The organism is Acidovorax sp. GBBC 1281 (genome assembly GCF_028473645.1).
Classification (GTDB): domain Bacteria; phylum Pseudomonadota; class Gammaproteobacteria; order Burkholderiales; family Burkholderiaceae_C; genus Paracidovorax.
Map to the genome: position 1 here is coordinate 5,621,995 of NZ_CP097269.1, position 22,638 is coordinate 5,644,632.

The following is a 22,638-nucleotide window of genomic DNA, read 5'->3' on the forward strand; positions in this document are numbered from 1 at the left end:
CGTGCGAGAAGCCCGTGCCACAATCAAAACGCCTTGTTCCACCGCCTGCCCTGGCCATTTCCCATGCATCGCGAACCCGACTTTCTTCACAACCTGCGGCAGGAGTTCGCGGACGGCTGGCGGTGGGTGGAGCGCGCGATCGTGCTGGTCTACGCCGCGGCGGCCGGGCTTTTCGTGGTGGCGTTCACGGTCCTGGGGGAATGGGCGTTCGCACGCTTCGAGCAGGTGCTGCACTGGCAGGGCGGCTGGGCCGTGCTGCTGTGGACCCCGGCGCTCACGGCCGCCATCGTGTGGGCCACGCGCCGCTTCGTCCCCGGGGCTGCGGGCTCGGGCATTCCGCAGGTGATGGCGGCGCTGGAGCCGGGCCTGCCGCCCGGCCAGCGCGGCTACTTCGTCTCGCTGCGCATGTCGCTGGGCAAGGTGCTGCTGGGCAGCGCGGGCTTTCTGGCCGGGCTTTCCATGGGCCGAGAAGGCCCGTCGGTGCAGGTCGCGGCGGGCGTGATGCAGCACGCGCAGCGCTGGCTCGGGCCGCGCTCGGGCATCACCAGCCATGCATTGCTGGTGGCGGGCGGGGCCGCCGGCATCGCCGCGGCGTTCAATGCGCCGCTGGCAGGCGTGGTGTTCGCAATCGAGGAGCTGTCGCGCAAGCTCGAATCGCGCAGCAGCGGGCTCATCATCGCGGCCATCGTGCTGGCCGGGCTGATGGGCGTGTCGTTCTTCGGCAACCTGACCTATTTCGGGGTGATCCGCGTGCCCCGCCTGGGCTGGGACGCGCTGCTGCCCGGCCTGGGCGTGGCCCTGGTGTGCGGCGTGCTGGGCGGCCTGTTCGCCAAGCTCATCACCGCCTCGCTCACCGGTGCGCCGGGCCGGCTGAACCAGTGGCGCGCCCGGTTCCCGGTGCGCTTCGCGGCGGCGGGCGGGCTGGCGGTGGCGGTGATCGGCCTGGCCACCGGCGGCGCCACGTTCGGCGCCGGCTCCGAGGCGGTCAAGCACATGCTGGCGGGGCAGGCCGATGTCCCGGCGTTCTATGTCACGCTGAAATTCATCGCCACCTGGCTCACGGCCTGGTGCGGCGTGCCCGGCGGCTTCTTCGCGCCGGCGCTGTCGATCGGCGCGGGGGTGGGGCACAACATCTCGCTGCTGACCGGCGCGGACATCGCCCCGGCCCTGATCGCCATGGGCATGGCGGCCTTCCTGGCGGCGGTCACGCAGGCGCCGCTCACGGCCTTCATCATCGTGATGGAGATGGTGGACGGCCATGCCATGGTGCTGAGCCTGATGGCCTCGGCCATGCTGGCCAGCCTGGTGTCGCGCATGCTGGTGCGCCCGCTGTACGAAACGCTGGCGGAACACCTGTTGCACAAGGTGGGCGCGGCGCCGGCGGCACCGGCGGACGCATCGCCCCGCTGACATCCACGCTCGCGCGCCTGGTGCCGCAGCACATCCGTTACCCTCGGCGCATGCGTGCCTCCCTCTGCCTTGCACTGTTGTCCTCCGCCTTGCTGCTGGCCGGCTGCGGCACCACGCCACAGCCGCGTTCGCCGCGCACCAGCGTGACGTATTCGCAGCTGTCGCCCGACCAGTCGAGCGACATCGCCATCCATGCGTTGGGGCTGGTGGGCACGCCGTACCGCTATGGCGGCAACACGCCCGAGGGCGGGTTCGACTGCAGCGGCCTCATCGGCTATGTGTACAAGAGCCGCGCAGGCATCGCCCCGCCGCGCACCGTGGCGCAGCTGAGCGACTTCGGGCTGCCGGTGGAGAGCGGCGACCTGCGCACGGGCGACCTGGTGGTGTTCGGCGCGGGCCGGCCGACGCATGCAGGCATCTACGTGGGCGAGGGCCGCTTCGTGCACGCGCCCTCCACCGGCGGCGAGGTGCGGATGGACCGGCTCGATTCGCGCTACTGGTCACGGCAGAAAACCGCCTTCCGCCGGCCCTGAGCGGGGCCGAGGGGCAGCGGCGGGCGGCGCGCGACAATCGCCGCCATGACGACCCCAGCCACCCCCCACGTGCACCGCACCGCCACCCCGCTCTCCACCCACGACACGACGCGCATCGACGACACGCGCATCAAGGCCGTGCGCCCGCTGATCACGCCTGCGCTGCTGCAGGAATGGCTGCCCACGCCGCCCGGCGCGCTGCAGCTGGTCGAGACCAGCCGCGCGGCGATCTCGCGCGTGCTGCACGGCCAGGACGACCGGCTCGTCGTGGTGGTGGGACCCTGCTCGATCCACGACCACGGGCAGGCCATGGAATACGCCCGCCAGCTCAAAACGCAGGCCGACGCGCTGTCGCAGAACCTGCTGGTCGTGATGCGCGTGTATTTCGAGAAGCCCCGCACCACCGTCGGCTGGAAGGGCTACATCAACGACCCGCACCTGGACGGCAGCTTCGCCATCAACGAGGGGCTGGAGATGGCCCGCGCGCTGCTCCTGGACATCCTGGCGCTGGGCCTGCCGGTGGGCACCGAATTCCTCGACCTGCTCAGCCCGCAGTTCATCAGCGACCTGGTGAGCTGGGGCGCGATCGGGGCGCGCACCACCGAAAGCCAGAGCCACCGCCAGCTGGCCAGCGGCCTGTCGTGCCCGGTGGGCTTCAAGAACGGCACCGACGGCGGCGTGAAGGTGGCCAGCGACGCCATCCTGGCGGCCCAGGCGCCGCATGCCTTCATGGGCATGACCAAGATGGGCCAGTCCGCCATCTTCGAGACGCGCGGCAACAACGACTGCCACGTGATCCTGCGCGGCGGCAAGCAGCCCAACTACGCGGCGCCGTCCGTGGACGCCGCCTGCCAGCTGCTGCAGGCGGCGGGGCTGCGCGCGCAGGTGATGGTCGACGTCTCGCACGCCAACAGCAGCAAGCAGCACAGCCGCCAGATCGACGTGGCGGCCGACGTCGCCGGGCAGGTGGCCGGGGGCGACCATCGCATCGTGGGCCTGATGATCGAGAGCCACCTGCAGGAAGGCCGGCAGGACATCGTCGCCGGCCAGCCCCTGGCGCACGGCGTGTCAGTGACCGACGCCTGCATCAGCATGGCGCAGACGGCGCCGGTCCTGCAGGGCCTGGCGCAGGCGGTGCGCGAACGGCGTAAGGCCCGATAGGGCCAGGAAGCAACACCGGCCGTCGCGGTGCCGGTGTAGCATTGACCGTTACTTTTTGTAGTCATTTGCCGCCGCAGATCCCGATCCGCCCGAATCCCATGCAGGTGCTGTCGCCTACCGACCCATGCCAACAGCCACTTTCCTGTCCGCTGGCCTTCTGAGCGTGCCGCCCAAGGCCGCTCCCGTGGGCAAACGCCTGGAAGCGCTGCGCGCCTGCGCGGTGCTGGACACCCCGGCGGAAGAGGCGTTCGATCAGCTGACCCGGCTGGCCGCCCGCCTGTGCGGCATGCCCATGGCGGCGATCGGTTTCATCGACCAGGGGCGCGAGTGGTTCAAGGCCAGCACCGGCATCGAACTGCAGTCGCTGGATGCGGCCCACCCGCTGTGCACGCTGGCGGTGGACGGCCGGGTGGTGCAGGTGCAGGACACGCACGCCCATTCCACGCTGCGCCGCCATCCGCTGGTGATCGCCGGGCCGCGCGTGCGCGCCGTGGCCTGCATGCCGCTGATCACCGCGGAGAAATGGGTGCTGGGCGCCGTGGTGGTGATGTCCACCGAGCCGTGCGTGCTGCAGCCGCCCCAGCTCGAATCGCTGCGCGCGGTGGCCGGGCAGGCCATCGCCCTGCTGGAGCTGCGCCGCAGCCAGCGCAACCAGGCGCGCATGGCCACCGAGCGGGCCGCCAGCGACGAGCGCTTTCACCTGGTGGCGCGCGCCACAGCCGACGCCATCTGGGACTGGAACCTGCACGACGACTCCATGTGGTGGAACGAGGGCATGCAGACGCTGTTCGGCGTGCCGATGCAGACCCTGCCGCACGACAGCACGTCGTGGACGCTTCGGCTGCACCCGGAAGACAGCGACGCGGTGCTGGAGAGCATCCACGCGGCGATCGAGGGCACGGCCAAGCACTGGGCCGAGGAATACCGCTTTCGCCGCTACGACGGCAGCTACGCCTGGGTGCAGGACCGCGGCTTCGTGATCCGCGACGCCGAGGGCCGCGCGGTCCGCATGGTGGGCGGCATGACCGACATCAGTGCGCAAAAGGACAGCGCGCTGCAAGCCAAGGACGAGGCCCGCACCCACGCCGAGCTGGTGCGCGTGCAGCAGAAGATTTCGTCGCTCGAACTGTCCATGGACGAGGTGTTGCAGCTGGTGGCCCGCACCGCGATGGAACTGTCCGATGCGGGCGGTGCGATGGTGGTGATGCGCGAAGGCGACAAAGCCCGGGTGCAGGCCAGCACCGGCATGCGCGCCGTCCCGCTGAACGACGTGCGCCCGCTGGAAGGCTACGAGCTGTGGCACCGCATCGACGCGGGCGAGACCGTCTGCAGCCAGCCGGCCGTTGCCCAGGCCATGCCCTCGGCCGCCCTGTGCGAGCCGGGGCCGGTGGCCTTCATCGCGGCGCCGGTGCGCGCGGGCGATGCGGTGGTGGGCATGCTCAAGGTCAACGGCGACCCGCTGGCATCGTTCTCGCAGCGCCACCTGGCGCACGTGCAGATCCTGGCCGAGTCGCTGGGCGCCGTGGTGCAGCTGCGGCGCTATGCCGCGCAGCTGCACGCGTCCGAGCAGCAGTACCGCCTGCTGTTCGATGCGCACCCGCAGCCCATGTGGGTGTACGAGCTGGGCACCCTGCGCATCCTGGCCGTCAACCGGGCCATGGTGCGCCACTACGGGTACAGCGAGGCGGAACTGCTGTGCATGACCACGCCCGACCTCTGGCCGCAGGACAACCGCGAAGCCCGCACCCGGGAGGCGCACACCATTCCCCACAATGCCCGGCGCGACGCCGTGCACCGGCGCCACCGCAAGAAGGACGGCACGGTGATCGACACCGAGGTGTACGCCGGGGGCATCGAATTCAACGGCGTGCCCGCCCGCCAGGTGCTGGCCACCGACGTCACGCAGCGCATGCGCCTCGAACGGGAGCTGGCGCGGGTGGGCAGCATCCAGCGGCTGCTGGCCGCCTGCAACGAATCGCTGGTGCGCGCGACCTCCGAGGCCGACCTGCTGCGCGAGGTCTGCCGCATCGCCACGGACGTGGGCGGCTACCGGATGGCCTGGGTCGGCATGGTGCGCGACGATGCGCGCCAGAGCATCGAGCCCGTGGCCTGCGCAGGCAAGGACAGCGAAAGTTATATCGAAAGGCTCCAACTGAGCGGGTCGGCCGACCAGCCGGGCGGCCAGGGCCCGGCCGGGGTGGCGGTGCGCAGCGGCCGGCCGGTGATCGTGCGCGACATCCGGCTCGACCCGCTGTTTGCCACCTGGACCGAGCGCATGCTCCGGCAGGGCCTGCACTCGGTAATCAGCCTGCCGCTGCGCAACGCCGAGCGCTCCTTCGGCCTGCTGTACCTGTATCCGCCGGGCGTGCTGGAGATCGGCTCCGAAGAAACCGAGCTGCTGCAGCAACTGGCCAACGACCTGGCCTTCGGCATCGAGAGCCTGCGCACCCGCCAGGACCAGCAGCGCCTGCAAAGCGTGGTGCTCAAGGCCGCCGCCGCCATCTCGGCCAGCACGGGGACCGAATTCTTCAAGCAGCTGGCCAGCAACATGGCGGAAGCGCTGGGCGCACAGGCCGGCTGCGTGACCCGGTTGCTGCCGCCGGTGGAGGGGCAGCCGCCGCGCGCCATCACGCTTTCGCGCGTGCAGGACGGCGTGGTGCAGCCCAATGCCGAATATTCGCTGGAAGGCACGCCCAGCCTGCGTCTGGCGACCGATGCGGAATACGTCGTCACCTCCGGCGTGTCCGAGATGTATCCGCGCTCGCCCATCGCGGCGCTGGGCGCGCAAAGCTACGTGGGCCAGCAATTGCGTGACGCCGAAGGGCGGCCGATCGGGCTGATCTTCGTGATCTTCCGCGAGCCGCTGGAGCGGCCGGCCCTGGTTTCCTCCACCTTGCGCATCTTCGCGGCGCGCGCCACCGCCGAAATGGCCCGCCAGGCATCGGACGCCCACATCCGGCGCCAGGCCTCGCTGCTGGACAAGGCCCGCGACGCCATCATCGTGCGCGACCTGAAGCACCGCATCACGTTCTGGAACCAGGGCGCCGAGCGCATGTACGGCTGGTCGCAGGCGCAGGTGCTGGGCCGCACCATCGACACGCTGCTCTACCAGAACGCCACCGAATTCCTGCGCGCCACCGAGGCCACCCTGGCCCAGGGCGAGTGGGCGGGCGAGATCGTGCAGTTCCACCAGGACGGGCATGCGATCGATGTGGAAGGCCGCTGGACCCTGGTGCGCGACGAGGGCGGCCAGCCCGAATCCATCCTGGCCATCCACACCGACATCGGCCACCGCAAGGCCACCGAGCGCGAGATCCAGCGCCTGGCGTTCTTCGACTCGCTCACCGGCCTGCCCAACCGCATGCTGCTCATGGACCGCATGCACCAGGCCCTGGCCACGGCGCAGCGCCAGCGCCAGGGCGGGGCGCTGCTGTTCATCGACCTGGACAACTTCAAGACGCTGAACGACACGCTGGGCCACGACAAGGGCGACCTGCTGCTGCAGCAGGTGGCGCAGCGCCTGAACACCTGCGTGCGCACCGTCGATACCGTGGCGCGGCTGGGCGGCGACGAGTTCGTGGTGATGATCGAGGCGCTCAGCCCCCGGCCCGACGAACTGGCCGTGAGCGCCCGCGTGGTGGGCGAGAAGATCCTGTCGGTGCTGAGTGCCCCCTATGCCCTGGACGGCTACCAGTACCGCAGCACGCCCAGCATCGGCGTCGCCCCGTTCACCGACGGCCAGTCCACCGTGGGCGAGCTGCTCAAGCAGGCGGACCTGGCCATGTACCAGGCCAAGACCGCCGGCCGCAACACCCTGCGCTTTTTCGACCCCGGCATGCAGGCCGTGGTGACGGCCCGGGCCGCGCTGGAAGACGACCTGCGCACGGCGATCGCCCGCGAGGAATTCCTGCTGCACTACCAGCCCCAGGTGGACACGATGAACCGCGTGGTCGGGGTGGAGGCGCTGGTGCGCTGGCCGCATGCCAAGCGGGGCATGGTGCCGCCGGGCGATTTCATTCCGCTGGCCGAGGAAACCGGTCTCGTGCTGCCCCTGGGCCGCTGGGTGCTGCACACCGCCTGCACCTTGCTGGCCAGCTGGCAGGACGAGCCCTCCCTGTCGCACCTCACCATGGCGGTGAACGTGAGCTCGCGCCAGTTCCACCACGCGGGCTTCGTGGACGACGTGGTGCGTGCGCTGGTGTTCACCGGGGCGCCGGCCGACCAGCTCAAGCTGGAGCTGACCGAGAGCCTCTTCGTGGACGACATGGAGACCACGATCGCCACCATGTCGGCGCTGCGCGCCCATGGGGTGGGTTTCTCGCTGGACGACTTCGGCACCGGCTACTCTTCCCTGAGCTACCTCAAGCGCATGCCGCTGGACCAGCTCAAGATCGACCAGAGCTTCGTGCGCGACCTGCTCAGCGATCCCAACGATGCGGCCATCGTGGACACCATCATCGCGCTCTCGCGCAGCCTGGGCCTGAACGTCATCGCCGAAGGCGTCGAGACCGGCGCCCAGCGCAACCGCCTGGCGCAGGCGGGCTGCCAGCTCTACCAGGGCTATTTCTTCAGTCGGCCGCTGCCGGCCGACGTGCTCGAGCGCTTCCTGCGGAACGCGCTCGTCTGATCTCTTTCCTCTGACAGCCCCTGGCAGGCCCCTGCCGGGCGGCTGGGCGGCCCTCCACGCGCCGGGTGGGCCCTCCCCCCCTTCCTCCCCCTGCCTCCGCTGTGCCGAAGGCCTCTGGCGCCTTCCTGCGCCACGAGCGTCTCGTTCTGCCACACCTCCTGGCCATCCGGGGCGGGCCGCGGGCGACGGTTTTTTCTGTCTTCTCCTTAATGTCTTTATCAATCCATAGTAGTCGTAGTAAGCACGGTTTCCCTTTGTGGACAACTGCATTTTTCCGTTGCGGATCAACGGACTTGCGATGCCGTGAACCTTGTGGGCGGCACCCGGCTCCCGCTGTCGCGGCGGCGGGGACAAAACCGGCGCATCGCCTTTCGCTGTGGACAAGTGGCCGGTTGTGCGGGAAATATCCACAGACTTGTTCCCGTGGCCGCCCTCTTTCCACCCGTTGGCGCGAAAGCGGCCCCCTTCCGGGCGATGTCGCCAGGTCCGACACCTGCCGACCATGGATCGGGCGCAGCCCGTCGATCGGACGGCGAGGCGTTCGCCCCTTTCTTCTTTTTCTTTCCCTTCCCTTTTTCTTTTCCCACGGCGGGCGGGATGCCTTCGTTTTGCGCCGGGCCCGGGTGGCCTCGGACAAGGAGCGCGGCGGTCGGTTTTTCGGCGGCCCGGAGGTTCTTTGTTATTCCATTAAAGGTTCTATCAATACATAGCAGTAGTAGTAGAGGAGCCCTGTTTCTGTGGACAAGGCCGATTTCCTCAACGCTGCCAAGCACTTGGATGGCCGTAAACCCTGTGGCGCCGGCCGGGTGAACCGGCATGCCGGGCGACAACAACTTTGGCGCATCGGTATCTTCTGTGGATAACCCATGGGTTGCTCTGGAAATGTCCCCAGGCTTGTCCACAATGTGCTCCGGATCGGCATCGGCCAAAGAAAAAAGGGCCCCGAAGGGCCCTTGTTGGCATGGATGAAGCAGGCAGGGATCAGAAGTGGTACGCGTAGCGCAGCTGCACGAAGTTCTCGCCCGGGTTGGGCTTCTTGATGCCCGCGTTGGACAGGTGCTGCACCCGCAGCACGATCTCGTGCTGGCGCTGCGCGCCCAGGCTGTAGCCCACGCCCAGGTGGGAGCCGAAGTTGTAGCGGGTGCTGAACTCCTTGTCGGGGGTGTGGTACTTGCGGTCGGCATACGTGATGCCGACGCCCCCTTCCCAGAACCAGTTGGCACTGCCGTTGTCCAGGCGCAGGCGGAAGGTGGGCGTGAAGCCGACCACGGTCAGGTCGCCCGAGCCGTTGACCCCGTTGTACGACCAGCGGCTGGCGGAAATGTCCCAGTAGCCGCGCACTTCATGGCCCCACAGCTCGCTCTGCCAGTTCCAGGGCAGCGTCACGCCCACAGCGGCGGAATTGGTCTGGTGTTCTGCCCAGCCGCCCTGCACGTAGACGGACGGGCTGGTGCCCGAAGGCTGAGCGTGAACGGCGCCCGCGCCGGCGACGCAGGCCAGCGCCAAGAAAAAAGCGTTCCCGCGCAACAGGGCGCGGGAACGCAGGAGGTGGATGATCGGCATGGAAATTCCCTCGATGGGATGACTGTGGGTTTGCACAACGTGTGTAACCCACTGTATGCCGCCCATCGGGGGGTGCGTTGTAGGCAGTCGCCTCAACCGTACTGATCGGTCGGGATCTGACCGGAGGGTATGCAGGGATGTCCAGACTGTGCGCAAACCCCCCGGACCGATCGCTTACTGCGGCGCGGGTGCGGGCACCGGCGGCACGGCCGGGCGTTCGCCGCGCGGGCCGCCATGGCGTCCGTCCTTGCCGCGCTCACCATCGCGTGGGCCGCCCATGCCGGGGTGGCGGTGCATGCGGCGGCTTTCCTGGTCGAACGTCTTTTGCTGCGCCGGGGTCAGCGTAGCGTAGAACGCCTTGGTGGCTTCATCGCGGCGGTCGGCCTCCGCGCTGTGCTGGGCGCGCATGGCCCGCATGCGGTCGATGCGCTCGGGCGTGGTCAGCTGGTCGAGGCCCTTGGGATCGAGCCGCGCGCCGCGCTCCTGCGGCTGCATCGCGGCCTTGAAGGTTTCCCAGGCGGGCTGCTGGGCCGGGGTGAGCTGCAGCTTTTGCTGCAGGGCGTTGGCACGCTGCTCCATGTGCGCCTTGCGCTGCTCGGGGCTGGGCATGCGGTGGCGCGGGCCGTCCTGCGACTGGCCGGCGGCGGGCGGCGCGGACGGGGCGGGGGGAGGGGTCTGCGCGAAGGCGGGTGCGGCGAGGGCAGCCAGCAGGGCGGTGGCGGCGGCAGCGCCGGCGATGCGTCGTTGGAAGAAGATGGACATGGTGGTTCCTTTCTTGCCCCAGGGGGCGAGTGGGTCCGCCGCAACGACCGTTGCAGCGGTTGAGGGCCAGTGTCTTCCCCCTGTGTAACGCCGGCGTGAGGCGTTCGTGTGGCTGTGTAAAGTTGTGACAAGGGTTGGTTGCCCTGTCCGTGCAACGGGGCATGGGAATGGCCCCATGCCGGCGTATCGATTGCCCGTGCAGCTATTAAATAAATAGCAAACGGGGTGCCATGCCGGTGAAAGCCGCGCCAGGCCGCGGGCCCGGCGCCGACCGCACCCCCGACAATGGCACCCCGCTGCACCGCGCCGCGCCCCCGGGCGGGCGCCCCAGGGTGTGCCAATGAACGTCAGAGCTGAAGGATTTCCGTGTTCAAGAACATGATCGTGTACCGCATCGCGCCGCAGTGGCAGGTGGACCTGTCGCAGGTGGAAGAGGCGCTGGCCAAGACGCCGTTCGTGGAGTGCGGCGCCACGCAGGAAAAATCGCTGGGCTGGGTGCCGCCGCGGGGCGACGCGCACGGCCTCATGGCCGAATCCGTGGGCGGGCAGTGGGTGCTGCGCTTCATGGTCGAGTCCAAGATGCTGCCCGGCTCGGTGCTCAACCGCAAGGTCAAGGAAAAGGCCGCGCGCATCGAGCAGGAAACCGGCCGCAAGCCCGGCAAGAAGGAAGCCAAGGAGCTCAAGGACGAGGCCAAGCTCGACCTGCTGCCCATGGCCTTCACCAAGCAGGGGTCGATGTGGGTGTGGATCGACCCGCAGGCCCACTGGCTGGTGCTGGACACCAGCAGCCAGTCGCGGGCCGACGAGGTCGTCACGCTGCTGGTCGAGGCGCTGCCCGGCCTGTCGGTGGCGCTGCTCGATACGCAGACCTCGCCCCAGGCCGCCATGTCGCACTGGCTCAGCACGCAGGAGCCGCCCGTGGGCTTCAGCGTGGACCGCGAGTGCGAGCTCAAGAGCGCCGACGAGGCCAAGGCCGTGGTGCGCTATGCCCGCCATCCGCTCGACATCGACGAGGTGCGCGAGCACATCGCCGCCGGCAAGCTGCCCACCAAGCTCGCGATGACCTGGGACGATCGCGTGTCGTTCCTGCTGAGCGAAGGCCTGCAGGTGCGCAAGATATCGTTCCTGGACACGGTGTTCGAAGGCACCAAGGCCGATGACGGCGGCTTCGATACCGACGTGGCCATCGCCACGGGCGAGCTCAGCAAGTTGATTCCCGACCTGATCGAGGCGCTGGGCGGCGAAGGCCGCACCGAACTGGGCGGCACGCCCCCGGCAGCGCCGGCGGCCGACACTGCCGCCCCTGCGCCTTCGAGCAGCCCTGCTGCCGTGGCGGCCAACGGTGCCGAAGACGACGACGCACCGTTCTGACCCGCGGGCCCGCGGCCCGGGACAGCGCGCTGCCGCGCGGGCGCGAACCCGCATCGCCGTGGGGCCATCGTTTGGCGATGCGCCCCGCTGCGTGCACGATGGCTGTCGCGGCAGGGCCGGCCTGGACCGATGGCCGACCGGCGCATTCCCCACGTCCCGTGAAAACCGTTGCCTGGAGGTATCCGATGACCGTCATCACCCGTTCCGTTGTCAGCACCGCCGTTGCCCTGGCGGCCCTGTGCGCGGGCCCCGCGCAGGCGCACCACGGCTGGTCCTGGGCGGAAGAAGCCCAGTCCGAGCTGGCCGGCACCGTGCAGCGCGTGCAGATCGCGCCGCCCCATCCCACGCTGGAGGTCAAGACCGCCGAGGGCGCCCTCTGGCGCGTGGAGCTGGGCAATCCGTCGCAGACCGAGCGCTCCGGTTTCACCGCGGCCTCCGCCAAGCCGGGCGATGCCATCACCGCCATCGGCAACCGTGACCGGGACACTTTCCAGCGGCGCATGAAGGCCGTGCAGATCCAGGTCGGCGGCAAGACCTACGACCTCTACCCCGAGCGCATCCAGAACCCCAAACGCTAGAAGGCCCCATGGATTTCGCCGGGCTCGCGCCCCTGCTGGACACCCTGGCCGCGTCCGCCCCGGCCGCGTGGCTGCGCCAGTCCGGCACGGTCTACCTGGTGGTCAACGCCTTGCACATCGCCGTGCTGGGCCTGGGCGTGGGCGCCGCCGTGCTGCTGGACCTGCGCCTGGTCGGCCGGCGCATTCCCCTGGCACTGCTGGGTCCGTTCCTGTCGCGCGCGGCGGGGGCGGGGATCGCGCTGGCCCTGGTCACCGGGCTGTGGCTGTTCGCCACCCGGCCGGCCGATTACCTGGCCAATCCGGCGTTCCTGGTGAAGGTGGCGGTGATCGGGCTGGCGCTGCTGAATGCGCTGGCGCTGCATGCCGGCGGGCACTGGGCGCGCGCCCTGCGCGAAGGGCGGGCCGGCGGCTGGGTGCGCATGCAGGCCGCGGTGTCGCTCGCGCTGTGGCTGGGGGCCGTGCTGGCGGGGCGCTGGATCGGATTTCTCTGAGAACGTCGGGCGATTGAGCGCCAACGCGATCTCCAAAAAGACATTGGACAGGTTCTCAGGGTCCGTGCGGCTACCATGCCGGCCATGGCGCTCAACTGGGTCTGGATCGGGTTCTTCACCGTGGCGTTCGCCACGGCCGTCGTGCGCTGGCTGCTGGGCGCGGACGGCATCTTCCAGGCCTTGCTGGCCGCGCTGTTCGATGCGGCCCGCTCGGGCTTCGAGATCTCGCTGGGCCTGGCCGGCGTGATGGCGCTGTGGCTGGGCCTGCTGCGCGTGGGCGAGCGCGCCGGCATGATCGAGCTGCTCGCCCGCGCCGCTGCCCCGCTGCTGCGCCGGCTGTTCCCCGGCGTGCCCGACGGCCACCCGGCGCAGGGCGCGATGACCATGAACCTCTCGGCCAACCTGCTGGGCCTGGACAACGCCGCCACGCCGCTCGGCCTCACGGCCATGCGCGAACTGCAGACCCTCAACCCCGGCCCGCCCGACACCGCCAGCAACGCGCAGATCATGTTCGTGGTGATGAACACCGCGGGGCTCACGCTCATTCCCACCTCGGTCATTGCCATCCGCCAGAGCCTGGCCCTGAAGCAGGGGTTGGGCGCGGGCTTCAACGCGGCGGACATCTTTTTGCCGACGCTGCTGGTCACCTTCGCGTCGCTGCTGGCGGGCGTGCTGGCCGTGGCCGTGTGCCAGCGCCTGCCCCTGTGGCGCGCGCGCTTTCTGCTGCCCGTGCTGGCCGTGGCCGGGCTGCTGGCGGCGGCGGTCACTGCGCTCGCCCGGTTGCCGGCCGAGCAGGCCGCGCGCATCGCCGGCACCACCGGAGCGGCGGTCATCCTGGGCGTGGTCATGCTCTTCGTGCTGGCGGGCGCCGTGCGGCGCGTGAACGTCTACGACGCCTTCATCGAAGGCGCCAAGGAAGGCTTCGGCGTGGCGGTGCAGATCGTGCCCTACCTCATCGCCATCCTCGCGGCCATCGGCGTCTTCCGCGCCGCGGGCTGCATGGATGCGCTGCTGGGCGCCATCGGCGCGGGCGTGGCGGCGATGGGCTGGGACACCGCGTTCCTGCCGGCCCTGCCCGTGGGGTTGATGAAGGTGCTTTCCGGCGCCGGCGCGCGGGGCCTGATGATCGATGTCATGCAGACGCACGGCGTCGATTCCTTCGCCGGCCGCCTGGCTGCCATCGTGCAGGGATCGACGGAAACCACCTTCTACGTGCTGGCGGTGTACTTCGGCAGCGTGGGCATCCGGCACGCGCGGCATGCGCTGGCGTGCGCGCTGGTGGCGGATGCGGTGGGGCTGGCGGCGGCGATCGGGGTGGGGTACGCGATGCTGCGGTGAGGGGGTTGACCCCGGCTGGTCAGGGCCCAGACGACCACGGGCACCGGCCGATCAATCGCCTGCGCGATCTTGCGATCGCGAGTCAGCCGTACTGTTTTTGCTCATGCGCCTGTTGAAGCCTTTGTGCATCCCACACGCCTGCCTTTGCCGCCAGGAGGAGCATGCCCAGGGTAATGGGTCTGGTGCACTTGCTTTTCTTGAAAGGGGAAAGCAGCCAGAGACCTTCTGCGCCGAAATAGTCGGATGGCCGGTAATCGCCTGGGGCCACATGGAACCTGGAAGCAAAATTTTCCATGAAATGAAAGGCGTCATCGCCGGTCAGGCCCAGGTCTTTGACCAGATCGGTATGGGGCGGCTTTGTTGCACAAATCGCGATGCTGATGCCCGTAGACTGACTGCGTGACAGAGACGAAGAACAGGCAGCGGAGCAAGTACCGCACGACGAACTGGAAGGCGTACAACGCGGCGCTGAAAGCGCGAGGCTCGTTGACGATGTGGCTAGATGAGGGCATGCAGTGGTTTGGCACGCCGACCGGCAGGCGTGGACGCAGCCGAACCTTCTCGGACGCAGCAATCCAGTTCTGCCTGAGCATCAAGTGCCTGTTCGGCCAGCCCTTGCGACAGGCGCTGGGCATGGTGCAGAGCCTGCTGCGGCTGGCAAAGCTGGACTGGCCGGTACCTGACTTCAGCACTGTTTGCCGGCGCCAAAAGACCTTGCAGGTCGAACTGAGCTACCAGCGAACCAACTCGCCGCTGCAGTTGCTGGTGGACAGCACCGGCATCAAGTTCCTGGGCGAAGGAGAGTGGAAACGCAAGAAGCATGGTGCTGAATACCGGCGCGAATGGCGCAAGGTCCATCTGGGCATCGACGCGCAGACGCTGGAAATACGCGCCATCGAGGTGACCAGCAACGCCATTGGGGATGCGCCGATGTTGCCCGGGTTGCTGGCTCAGATTCCCACTGACGAATCCATCGAAAGCGTCAGTGCCGATGGCGCCTACGACACGCGCGCCTGCCTGGACGCCATTGCCGAGCGGCACGCGATGGCGGTGATCCCGCCCCGCAAGAACGCCAGCCATTGGAAGAAGTCGAGTCCGGGCTCGGCGCATCGTAATGAGGCCATTCGGGCGTGCCAGCGCCTGGGTCGCGGCATTTGGAAGAAGTGGAGCGGCTACCACCGGCGCAGCCTTGTGGAGACGAAGATGCACTGCTTCAAGCGACTGGGCGAACGGGTGATCGCGCGCACGTTCGACCGCCAGGTTGTGGAGCTGCATGTCCGCGTGGCCTTGCTCAATCGGTTCAGTCAGATCGGCCGTCCTCACACCGTGTCGGTGACTGCTGTGGCATAGGTCCGTCTGGGGTTGGGGTCATGCCGTCTGCAATTCGATTTGTGCAACAGCGCCCCGCCCAGTTGATCCAGTGTCTGGTCGATGGCTATCCACAGGAATAATTCTTCCGGAGAAAGGTCGGCGAGGTTATGGTATTGATAAGTATTTGACAGGATGACTCCCTTTGTTATTGATCGTGCAGTATTTAATCATTAACCCATCCGATTATTTCGCTCTCCATTGTTGATTTTTTTCAGAAGAGAAAATTGATGACCGACGCTCCGCAACGCCCCGACCTGCCCGACCACCTCTCCATCGACCCGCGCAGCCCGCACCATGTCGTCGCCGTGTTCGAGCACGACATCGGCATCCGCTTCAATGGCAAGGAGCGCTTCGACGTGGAGGAGTACTGCGTGAGCGGGGGGTGGGTGAAGGTGCCCGCGGGCAAGACGGTGGACCGCAAGGGCCGGCCGCTGATGATCACGCTCAAGGGCGCGGTGGAAGCGTTCTACAAATAAAAAATCCGCCGAGAAGGCGGATTGTCTGGACCGGCGGTCCCGGCGTCACTCGCATTGAAAACGTACCTGTAGCACTGCCGGCTTGCCCGACTTGCGCGATACAACCGTACAGCGCTTCACCGCGTCATCCACGCGCTGCGCCATTCGCACCACGCCGCCAGCATAGTCGCAGGAAAGGAACTTGCCCTGTGAGTAATCTCCTTCGAAAGTCCATACGGCGGTAGAGCCGCCTTTGCCGGGCTTATCTGACTGTGGCATCAACGCGGCCTCACGAATGAGAGGACCATCGAAGACGTTGTAGCCGGTCAGCCTCAGGGGATTCGCGTCCAGCACGATTTCCGCGCCTGCGGGCAGGCTGGATGCAGAAGCCCGTGGCTCGTTGAGCTGTACTGTAGGGGGACATTCCAGCGTGGTAGAAGCAGCTACAGCTGTATTTGGCATACCTGTTACCGCGAAAATGACCACGGCAAGAGCCGTGGACCAGCCGGGTGAGCGGCGTAGGAGGCAGGCTGACGTCATAGAAATCCCATCGTTGTCGTCGTCATTCGATTACGGAATACGCCGCGGCGTTATTGCTGGCGTCAGTGAAGACTCCATTTTTGCTTTGGGGCTTGGGAGTCAAGTAGCGTTTTGACACCTTGGGCTTTTTCACATCGCTCAACCATTGATCCATGATCCAGATGCCACCAGCATCCTGGGAGATGAAGAACGCCGCATGATTGCCCGTGGGCAGGCTGCCGTAGTGGCCCTTGCTGTTGAATGTGGCGATGGCTGTGCCTTGCTTGATATTGGCATTACCAAATACCGTTTCACCTTTCTTCCAAATGCTGGTGTGGGGCACGTTCGCATAATACTGAAGTAGCGCCACGCAATGCTTGCTGCCAACCTTGTCGGTGTTCTGAAGCGACAAGACACTTTGGTAGATATAAGGCATCGTTTTTGTCATCACATAAAAGAGAGGATCTTAAAAGGGATCCTGTAGCTTTCCGCAGCTATTTCCAACGGTTGCAATCACACCGGCGCTGTTGCACAAATCGAATTGCAGACGGCATGACCCCAACCCCAGACGGACCTATGCCACAGCAGTCACCGACACGGTGTGAGGACGGCCGATCTGACTGAACCGATTGAGCAAGGCCACGCGGACATGCAGCTCCACAACCTGGCGGTCGAACGTGCGCGCGATCACCCGTTCGCCCAGTCGCTTGAAGCAGTGCATCTTCGTCTCCACAAGGCTGCGCCGGTGGTAGCCGCTCCACTTCTTCCAAATGCCGCGACCCAGGCGCTGGCACGCCCGAATGGCCTCATTACGATGCGCCGAGCCCGGACTCGACTTCTTCCAATGGCTGGCGTTCTTGCGGGGCGGGATCACCGCCATCGCGTGCCGCTCGGCAATGGCGTCCAGGCAGGCGCGCGTGTCGTAGGCGCCATCGGCACTGACGCTTTCGATGGATTCGTCAGTGGGAATCTGAGCCAGCAACCCGGGCAACATCGGCGCATCCCCAATGGCGTTGCTGGTCACCTCGATGGCGCGTATTTCCAGCGTCTGCGCGTCGATGCCCAGATGGACCTTGCGCCATTCGCGCCGGTATTCAGCACCATGCTTCTTGCGTTTCCACTCTCCTTCGCCCAGGAACTTGATGCCGGTGCTGTCCACCAGCAACTGCAGCGGCGAGTTGGTTCGCTGGTAGCTCAGTTCGACCTGCAAGGTCTTTTGGCGCCGGCAAACAGTGCTGAAGTCAGGTACCGGCCAGTCCAGCTTTGCCAGCCGCAGCAGGCTCTGCACCATGCCCAGCGCCTGTCGCAAGGGCTGGCCGAACAGGCACTTGATGCTCAGGCAGAACTGGATTGCTGCGTCCGAGAAGGTTCGGCTGCGTCCACGCCTGCCGGTCGGCGTGCCAAACCACTGCATGCCCTCATCTAGTGTCCTGTCCCGTTAATTCGCCCGCATAGTCTGGCGAGTTTTTCGAGGATGGAGTCTGCTGTAGCTGTCCAAGTAAACGGCTGGCAGGACTGGTTGTAATTCGCGATGAATGTGTCGATCTTGTTGATCAGATCCTTCACGCTGGTGAACGAGCCACGGCGGATTGCCCGCGTGGTGATGATCGAGAAGAAGCGCTCGACCTGATTGAGCCAGCTTGAATAGGTCGGAACGAAGTGCATGTGCCAGCGAGGCCGCTCGGCCAACCAAGCGCGCACCTTTGGATGCTTGTGGCTGGCGTAGTTATCAGCTATGCAGTGCACATCCAGTTCGTCGGGCACTGCCTTGTCGATGGCGCGCAGGAAGGCAAGGAACTCTTGATGACGATGCCGGGGCCGGCACTGCGCGATCACTTGGCCATTCATCACGTTCAGGGCCGCGAACAAGGTGGTGGTGCCGTGGCGCACGTAGTCGTGCGTGACACCTTCGACATAGCCAAACCCCATTGGCAGCATCGGCTGCGTACGCTCCAAAGCTTGGCATTGGCTCTTCTCGTCCACGCACAGCACCAGCGCGTTGTCAGGTGGGTTCAGGTACAGCCCCACAACGTCGCGCAGCTTCTCGATGAACAGCGGATCGGTCGACAGCTTGAAGCTGTCGGCCCGGTGCGGCTTGAGGTTGAAGGTCTGCAGATAGCGCGCCACCGTGCTCTTGCTGATGCCCGTATCGGCGGCCAGCGTGCGGGTGCTCCAGTGGGTACCCCCATCAGCAGGCTTGGTGTGCAACGTCTTGGTAATCAACTCAGCAACACGCTCGTCATCTACCGTGCGGGGGCGACCCGGGCGCAACTCGTCGTAAAGCCCTGCAATGCGATGGCGCGCATAGCGCCCGCGCCACTTGGTGACAGTGCTACGACTGATCCCCAGAGCCTGCGCAACCGCGGTGCTGGCTTTATCTGTGCCTTCGCAAGTCAGCACGATGCGCGCCCTGAGCGACAACGCCGCTGGCAGCGAACGTGATCGCGCCATGGACGTCAGTTCCGCGCGCTCCACTTCACTAAGCGCAATTTCTGTTCGGGTCGTTGCATTGGGCATGGCGGCACCTCAAGGATGGCCCGAAACCATGCAGCTATCGTGCCTGCGAATTAACGGGACAGGACACTAGCCCATGAAGCCCGCGAGGAAACTTGGACTGAGCGCGCGCCGTCCGGCAGCGATGCCCATCGCATGGAAGCAATCCAGCCGATGGACCAGGATAAGGTCAATAAACAATTACGCAAGATGCGGCTGCCGACTATCGGGCCGGAGTTGACTGCACACGCGCTCGCAGACACAACACTCAACAATCGCCTCTTCGATGTCCGGGTCGGCACGGACCCCAGCACCACTTATCAGAATGAAAGCAATGGCAGTGCCTGGACATTCGACGACATCACTGAAGACCTGCTCGCGCACCAGGCGCAGGGCCGTCGCAGGTAAGACCGGCTAACACGACGGGTCCACGAAGCGAGAACAGATGATGGCTGCGGCCAATGTGAGCACGGCTTGATGAATTTCGAGCCGCCTCTCGAATCGGATCCGCAGCTTTCCAAATCCAGCAACCCAAGCGTACTCGCTCACGGCGCAAGCGCTTCATCAAGGCTTGGCGGGACACCCACTGGCAAGCGGTGGGTCGCCACATTCCGAGGGGATGCCCTCAAACACCACTTCATTGCCTACGTACACCTTGTTGGTAGCGACTGGTGGATCAAGGTGCCAGTCGAACTGCCCTCCACCTTGAAGGTCCACGACTTCACTTTCTCGCAACAGCGTTTTGGGCGAAACGCGATATAGCCGGACGACGAAAGGCATCCTGAAATCGCGGTGGACGATGCGCTGCAGGATCGATGCCTGATGGAACTCAAGGCGATAGATTTCATGAGGACTGTTGTAGCTGTACAGGAACGTAGGGGAAGTGGCGCGCCACCCCAAAACAACACAACCACCCAGCATCAGGCACCACACGACACACGGGATTTTTTTCAAAGGGCGCATCAAGGCTTGGGACAACTGACCAACGGTGACGCAGGTGTGCATTCCGCTGGGATTTTTTCAAACAAGACATCCCTGCCGACGCGCACTTCATTCCGGTCCACCGAAGAATTCAGGTACCACGTGATTTCGCCGTTCAGCCAGAGATCGACGACTTCGCTTTCACCCTGCAGGGAGCCTCTCACAACCCCATGTTTGACGAATCCGAATAGGGAGGAGTGGGCGCCAGTAGCCGTTTGAGCGTGATGAGGCCCAGCAACGGTCTGCGCCTGGGTGCATGAGGGGCCTTGCAGGCCCGGTGGCTCAGGCTTTCACCGTTTGCAGGCGCACTTGTGCCTTGCCAGTGGCGGGCTTGAAGAAAGCATCCACGCCCCGATGCAGGAACCAGGCCAGTCGCTTCATGTTGTAGCAGGCGGCCATCATCGTCATCCCCACCGTGGCGCGCGCCTGTCCGATGGTGCGCACGAACTTGCCCCCAGGTGGCGGATACCGGCGAACACGTGCTCCACCTTGGCTCGTTTCTTTGCGATGCGCTGGTTGCGCCCCTTCTGGCATTCGCTCTGTGGTCGGCCCGCCTGCGCACGGCGCTGCATCGCATCCACGAATCCCAGCACTTTCAGCATCTGGCACCTTTGGCGGCTCGGGTAGGCTTTGTCCGCATGCACTGCCCGCCCGGTGTTGTGCATGTCCAGCACCTCATCGAAGTGGTGCCCGTCGTGCTCGCTGGCCGTGCCCGTGGCGAGGCGGCGGATGAAGCCGTGCTTGAGGTCCACGCTCACGCTGAGCTTGTAGCCGAAGTGGCTTTTGCCGTGCTTCTTCGTGTGCGTGGCCTCCACATCCTTTTGCCTGCGTCGCGCTTGGCTCCAGTCCGGCTGCCCGCCTTGTGCCAGCGTTCGCCGCTCCTGCTGGCCGATGTGCTGTCGGGGCGCGGGCACCAGCGTGGCATCAATGGCCTGCCCGCCCCGGGCGATGTAGCCGTGGCGCTGCAGTTGGGCATCCACCCCCTGGAACAAGGCCGTTGCCCCGCCCACGCCAAGGCGCTCGCCAAAGCGCCAGATCGTGTTGCGGTCCGGCACGTTCATCGCATCCTGCAACAGGCAAAACCGCTGGTAGCTCCCCGGTCCAGCAACTGATACTCCATCTGCTCATCGGACAGGTTGTACAGCCGCTTCAACACCAGGATGCGCACCATCACCTCGGTGGGGTAGGCGGGCCGACCGCCCCGGCGGCCACCCCGCGTTCGATCAAGGCATCCACCAGCCGGGCCAGTTCTGCGAAGTCGATGTGCCGCGCGATCACCTGCAGCGGATCGCCCACCTCATCTCTCTTGTGTTGGCGCGAGGCCTCAGCGAACAGGTCGAACTTCAGGGCGCTACGGGGAGTGATCATGGCAAAGGATGGAGCACGCATTCTCGATCAACAAGGGACCGGATGGGTTTTGAGAGGTTCCCGTACATCTGCACCAAGCTGCTGATCGACGGCATCCTCAAGGCCGGCACGGTGGACCAGAAGGCGGTGATCGCCGCGCTGGAGGGTATGAAGTACGCGGGCCTCACGGGCGAGGAAGAGATCCGCAAGGGCGACCACCAGGTGCTCAAGAACTACTACCTGCTCAAGGGCAAGCCCAAGGCCAGGATGGCCAACAAGGACGACTACGTGGACGTGGTGAGTTCTGGCAAGTCGTTCCTGCCGCTGGACCAGACCGGCTGCAAGCTGGGCTGACCGCTCGCCCCGCCTTCCTGCGCCCCGCGCCCTGCCCCTGCCCCTGCCCCTGCCCCTGCCCCTCACCCTCACCCTCACCCTCACCCTCACCCTCACCCTCACCCTCACCCTCACCTCACCTCACCCTCACCCTCACCCTCACCCTCACCCTCACCCTCACCCTCACTCTCACCCTCACCCTCACTCTCACCCTCACCCTCACTCTCACCCTCACTCTCACCCTCACTCTCACCCTCACTCTCACTCTCACCTCACTCTCACTCTCACCTCACCTCACCTCACTCTCACTCTCACTCTCACTCTCACCTCACTCACTCTCACCTCACTCCACTCACTCTCACTCTCACTCACCTCACTCTCACTTCACTCTTCGCCCCCGCAGCCGCGGGGCCAAAGCCTTGACTGCCCCACCTCCATGAGCATCTACCTGCTACAGGTCATCAACGGGATCGGCATCGGCATGCTGTATTTCCTGCTGGCCGTCGGCCTGTCCATCGTGTTCGGCCTGCTGCGCTTCGTGAACTTCGCGCATGGCGCCTTCTACCTACTGGGCGCGTATTTCTGCTACCAGATGACGCGCTGGGGCCTGAGCTTCTGGCTCGCGTTGGCCGTGGTGCCGCTCGTGGTGGGAGCGCTCGGCTGGATGACCGAAAAGCTCGTGCTGCGCCACGTGTACGCCAAGCCGCACGAGTTCCACATCCTGGTCACCGTGGGCCTGGCGCTGGCGATCCAGGAGCTGGTCATCCTGCAGTGGGGGCCGCTGGGCGACAGCGTGGCGGTGCCCGACCTGCTGCAGGGCGTGGTGATGTGGGGCAGCTTCGTGTATCCCAAGTACCGCCTGTTCGTGATCGGCTTCACCGCCGTGCTGGCCGTGGGCCTGTGGTACGTGCTGGAAGGCACGCGCCTGGGCAGCGCGGTGCGCGCGGGCAGCGAATCGACCGAGATGGTGTCGCTGCTGGGCATCAACGTGTTCCGCATCTTCAGCCTGGTGTTCGCGCTGGGTGCGGCCACCGCTGCCATCGCGGGCGTGCTGGCCGCGCCGATCCGCGGCGCCGAGCCCTTCATGGGCATCGAAGCGCTGGGCGTGGCCTTCGTGGTCGTGGTGGTGGGCGGCATGGGCAGCTTCGGCGGGGCGCTGGTCGGCGGCCTGCTGATCGGCATCGTGCAGAGCGTGATGAGCACGGTGTGGCCCGAGGGCGCGCGCCTGATGATCTACATCGCCATGGCCGCCGTGCTGCTGCTGCGCCCGCATGGCCTGCTGGGCCGCAAAGGATGAACACCGCC

19 protein-coding genes and 4 pseudogenes are annotated in these 22,638 nt (G+C 66.3%); 13 read left to right on the top strand and 10 right to left on the bottom strand.

Going from position 1 to position 22,638, the window contains the following annotated elements:
- Positions 1 to 63 precede the first annotated feature (63 nt).
- The 4 genes from M5C96_RS26400 to M5C96_RS26415 all read left to right on the top strand — a co-directional run bounded on the left by M5C96_RS26400 (position 64) and on the right by M5C96_RS26415 (position 7,731).
- Complete coding sequence (locus tag M5C96_RS26400; RefSeq protein ID WP_272566327.1) at positions 64 to 1,410, top strand: chloride channel protein; 1,347 nt, start codon at positions 64 to 66, stop codon at positions 1,408 to 1,410.
- A 50-nt stretch (positions 1,411 to 1,460) separates the two neighbouring features.
- Positions 1,461 to 1,943: a C40 family peptidase gene (locus M5C96_RS26405; protein WP_272566329.1), complete on the top strand. Its 483-nt coding sequence runs from the start codon at positions 1,461 to 1,463 to the stop codon at positions 1,941 to 1,943.
- Positions 1,944 to 1,988: 45 nt separating this feature from the next.
- On the top strand, positions 1,989 to 3,104 hold the full coding sequence (locus M5C96_RS26410) for a 3-deoxy-7-phosphoheptulonate synthase (RefSeq protein ID WP_272566331.1): 1,116 nt from the start codon (positions 1,989 to 1,991) through the stop codon (positions 3,102 to 3,104).
- A 124-nt stretch (positions 3,105 to 3,228) separates the two neighbouring features.
- Entirely contained in the window at positions 3,229 to 7,731 is a 4,503-nt protein-coding gene (locus M5C96_RS26415) for an EAL domain-containing protein (RefSeq protein ID WP_272566333.1), read from the top strand.
- 981 nt (positions 7,732 to 8,712) lie between these two features.
- Here M5C96_RS26415 and M5C96_RS26420 read toward each other — a convergent pair.
- Positions 8,713 to 9,294, bottom strand: a complete 582-nt coding sequence (locus tag M5C96_RS26420; RefSeq protein WP_272566334.1) for an acyloxyacyl hydrolase — start codon at positions 9,292 to 9,294, stop codon at positions 8,713 to 8,715.
- Between the two features lie 174 nt (positions 9,295 to 9,468).
- Entirely contained in the window at positions 9,469 to 10,056 is a 588-nt protein-coding gene (locus M5C96_RS26425; RefSeq protein WP_272566336.1) for a Spy/CpxP family protein refolding chaperone, read from the bottom strand.
- A gap of 366 nt (positions 10,057 to 10,422) precedes the next feature.
- Between M5C96_RS26425 and M5C96_RS26430 the strand changes: the two genes are divergently transcribed.
- From M5C96_RS26430 to M5C96_RS26445, 4 genes are all read left to right on the top strand, one after another.
- On the top strand, positions 10,423 to 11,427 hold the full coding sequence (locus M5C96_RS26430) for a recombination-associated protein RdgC (RefSeq protein ID WP_272566338.1): 1,005 nt from the start codon (positions 10,423 to 10,425) through the stop codon (positions 11,425 to 11,427).
- Positions 11,428 to 11,612: 185 nt separating this feature from the next.
- A complete protein-coding gene (locus M5C96_RS26435; protein WP_272566339.1) occupies positions 11,613 to 12,005 on the top strand; it encodes a DUF6152 family protein in 393 nt (130 codons plus the stop codon).
- Positions 12,006 to 12,013: 8 nt separating this feature from the next.
- The gene (locus tag M5C96_RS26440) at positions 12,014 to 12,496 is read left to right on the top strand and encodes a DUF2214 domain-containing protein (RefSeq protein WP_272566341.1); all 483 of its coding nucleotides are present in this window, start codon (positions 12,014 to 12,016) and stop codon (positions 12,494 to 12,496) included.
- An 84-nt stretch (positions 12,497 to 12,580) separates the two neighbouring features.
- Positions 12,581 to 13,834, top strand: coding sequence for a nucleoside recognition domain-containing protein (locus M5C96_RS26445; RefSeq protein ID WP_272566343.1), 1,254 nt, complete (start codon positions 12,581 to 12,583; stop codon positions 13,832 to 13,834).
- 82 nt (positions 13,835 to 13,916) lie between these two features.
- Here the strand turns inward: M5C96_RS26445 and M5C96_RS26450 are convergent, their stop codons facing one another.
- Entirely contained in the window at positions 13,917 to 14,129 is a 213-nt protein-coding gene (locus tag M5C96_RS26450; protein ID WP_272566344.1) for a DUF1493 family protein, read from the bottom strand.
- 104 nt (positions 14,130 to 14,233) lie between these two features.
- Here M5C96_RS26450 and M5C96_RS26455 point away from each other — a divergent pair, with 104 nt between their 5' ends.
- A complete protein-coding gene (locus M5C96_RS26455) occupies positions 14,234 to 15,184 on the top strand; it encodes an IS5 family transposase (RefSeq protein ID WP_272563652.1) in 951 nt (316 codons plus the stop codon).
- A 248-nt stretch (positions 15,185 to 15,432) separates the two neighbouring features.
- Positions 15,433 to 15,681, top strand: coding sequence for a DUF3297 family protein (locus tag M5C96_RS26460; protein WP_272566345.1), 249 nt, complete (start codon positions 15,433 to 15,435; stop codon positions 15,679 to 15,681).
- A 45-nt stretch (positions 15,682 to 15,726) separates the two neighbouring features.
- On the opposite strand, the gene M5C96_RS26465 is transcribed toward M5C96_RS26460, so the two are convergent.
- The 4 genes and pseudogenes from M5C96_RS26465 to M5C96_RS26480 form a co-directional block, all read right to left on the bottom strand.
- The gene (locus M5C96_RS26465) at positions 15,727 to 16,146 is read right to left on the bottom strand and encodes an STY0301 family protein (protein WP_272566346.1); all 420 of its coding nucleotides are present in this window, start codon (positions 16,144 to 16,146) and stop codon (positions 15,727 to 15,729) included.
- Positions 16,147 to 16,222: 76 nt separating this feature from the next.
- The gene (locus tag M5C96_RS26470; protein WP_272566347.1) at positions 16,223 to 16,615 is read right to left on the bottom strand and encodes a BPSL0067 family protein; all 393 of its coding nucleotides are present in this window, start codon (positions 16,613 to 16,615) and stop codon (positions 16,223 to 16,225) included.
- 138 nt (positions 16,616 to 16,753) lie between these two features.
- A pseudogene (locus M5C96_RS26475) lies at positions 16,754 to 17,605 on the bottom strand (IS5 family transposase); the annotation flags it as partial.
- Positions 17,602 to 18,696, bottom strand: coding sequence for an IS630 family transposase (locus M5C96_RS26480; protein WP_272563777.1), 1,095 nt, complete (start codon positions 18,694 to 18,696; stop codon positions 17,602 to 17,604). The gene M5C96_RS26480 and the pseudogene M5C96_RS26475, both read right to left, overlap by 4 nt.
- A 132-nt stretch (positions 18,697 to 18,828) precedes the next feature.
- Here M5C96_RS26480 and M5C96_RS26485 point away from each other — a divergent pair, with 132 nt between their 5' ends.
- Positions 18,829 to 19,080: a hypothetical protein gene (locus tag M5C96_RS26485; protein WP_272566349.1), complete on the top strand. Its 252-nt coding sequence runs from the start codon at positions 18,829 to 18,831 to the stop codon at positions 19,078 to 19,080.
- Between the two features lie 6 nt (positions 19,081 to 19,086).
- Here the strand turns inward: M5C96_RS26485 and M5C96_RS26490 are convergent.
- The 3 genes and pseudogenes from M5C96_RS26490 to M5C96_RS26500 form a co-directional block, all read right to left on the bottom strand.
- Positions 19,087 to 19,212, bottom strand: a pseudogene (locus tag M5C96_RS26490) (IS5/IS1182 family transposase); the annotation flags it as partial.
- A 24-nt stretch (positions 19,213 to 19,236) separates the two neighbouring features.
- Positions 19,237 to 19,677 (bottom strand): hypothetical protein, encoded by a 441-nt coding sequence (locus M5C96_RS26495; protein ID WP_272566351.1) that lies wholly within the window; start codon positions 19,675 to 19,677, stop codon positions 19,237 to 19,239.
- Between the two features lie 258 nt (positions 19,678 to 19,935).
- Positions 19,936 to 21,018, bottom strand: a pseudogene (locus M5C96_RS26500) (IS5 family transposase).
- Between the two features lie 66 nt (positions 21,019 to 21,084).
- Between M5C96_RS26500 and M5C96_RS26505 the strand changes: the two are divergent.
- A pseudogene (locus M5C96_RS26505) lies at positions 21,085 to 21,354 on the top strand (ABC transporter substrate-binding protein); the annotation flags it as partial.
- A gap of 415 nt (positions 21,355 to 21,769) precedes the next feature.
- Entirely contained in the window at positions 21,770 to 22,630 is an 861-nt protein-coding gene (locus tag M5C96_RS26510) for a branched-chain amino acid ABC transporter permease (RefSeq protein WP_272566353.1), read from the top strand.
- Positions 22,631 to 22,638 lie beyond the last annotated feature (8 nt).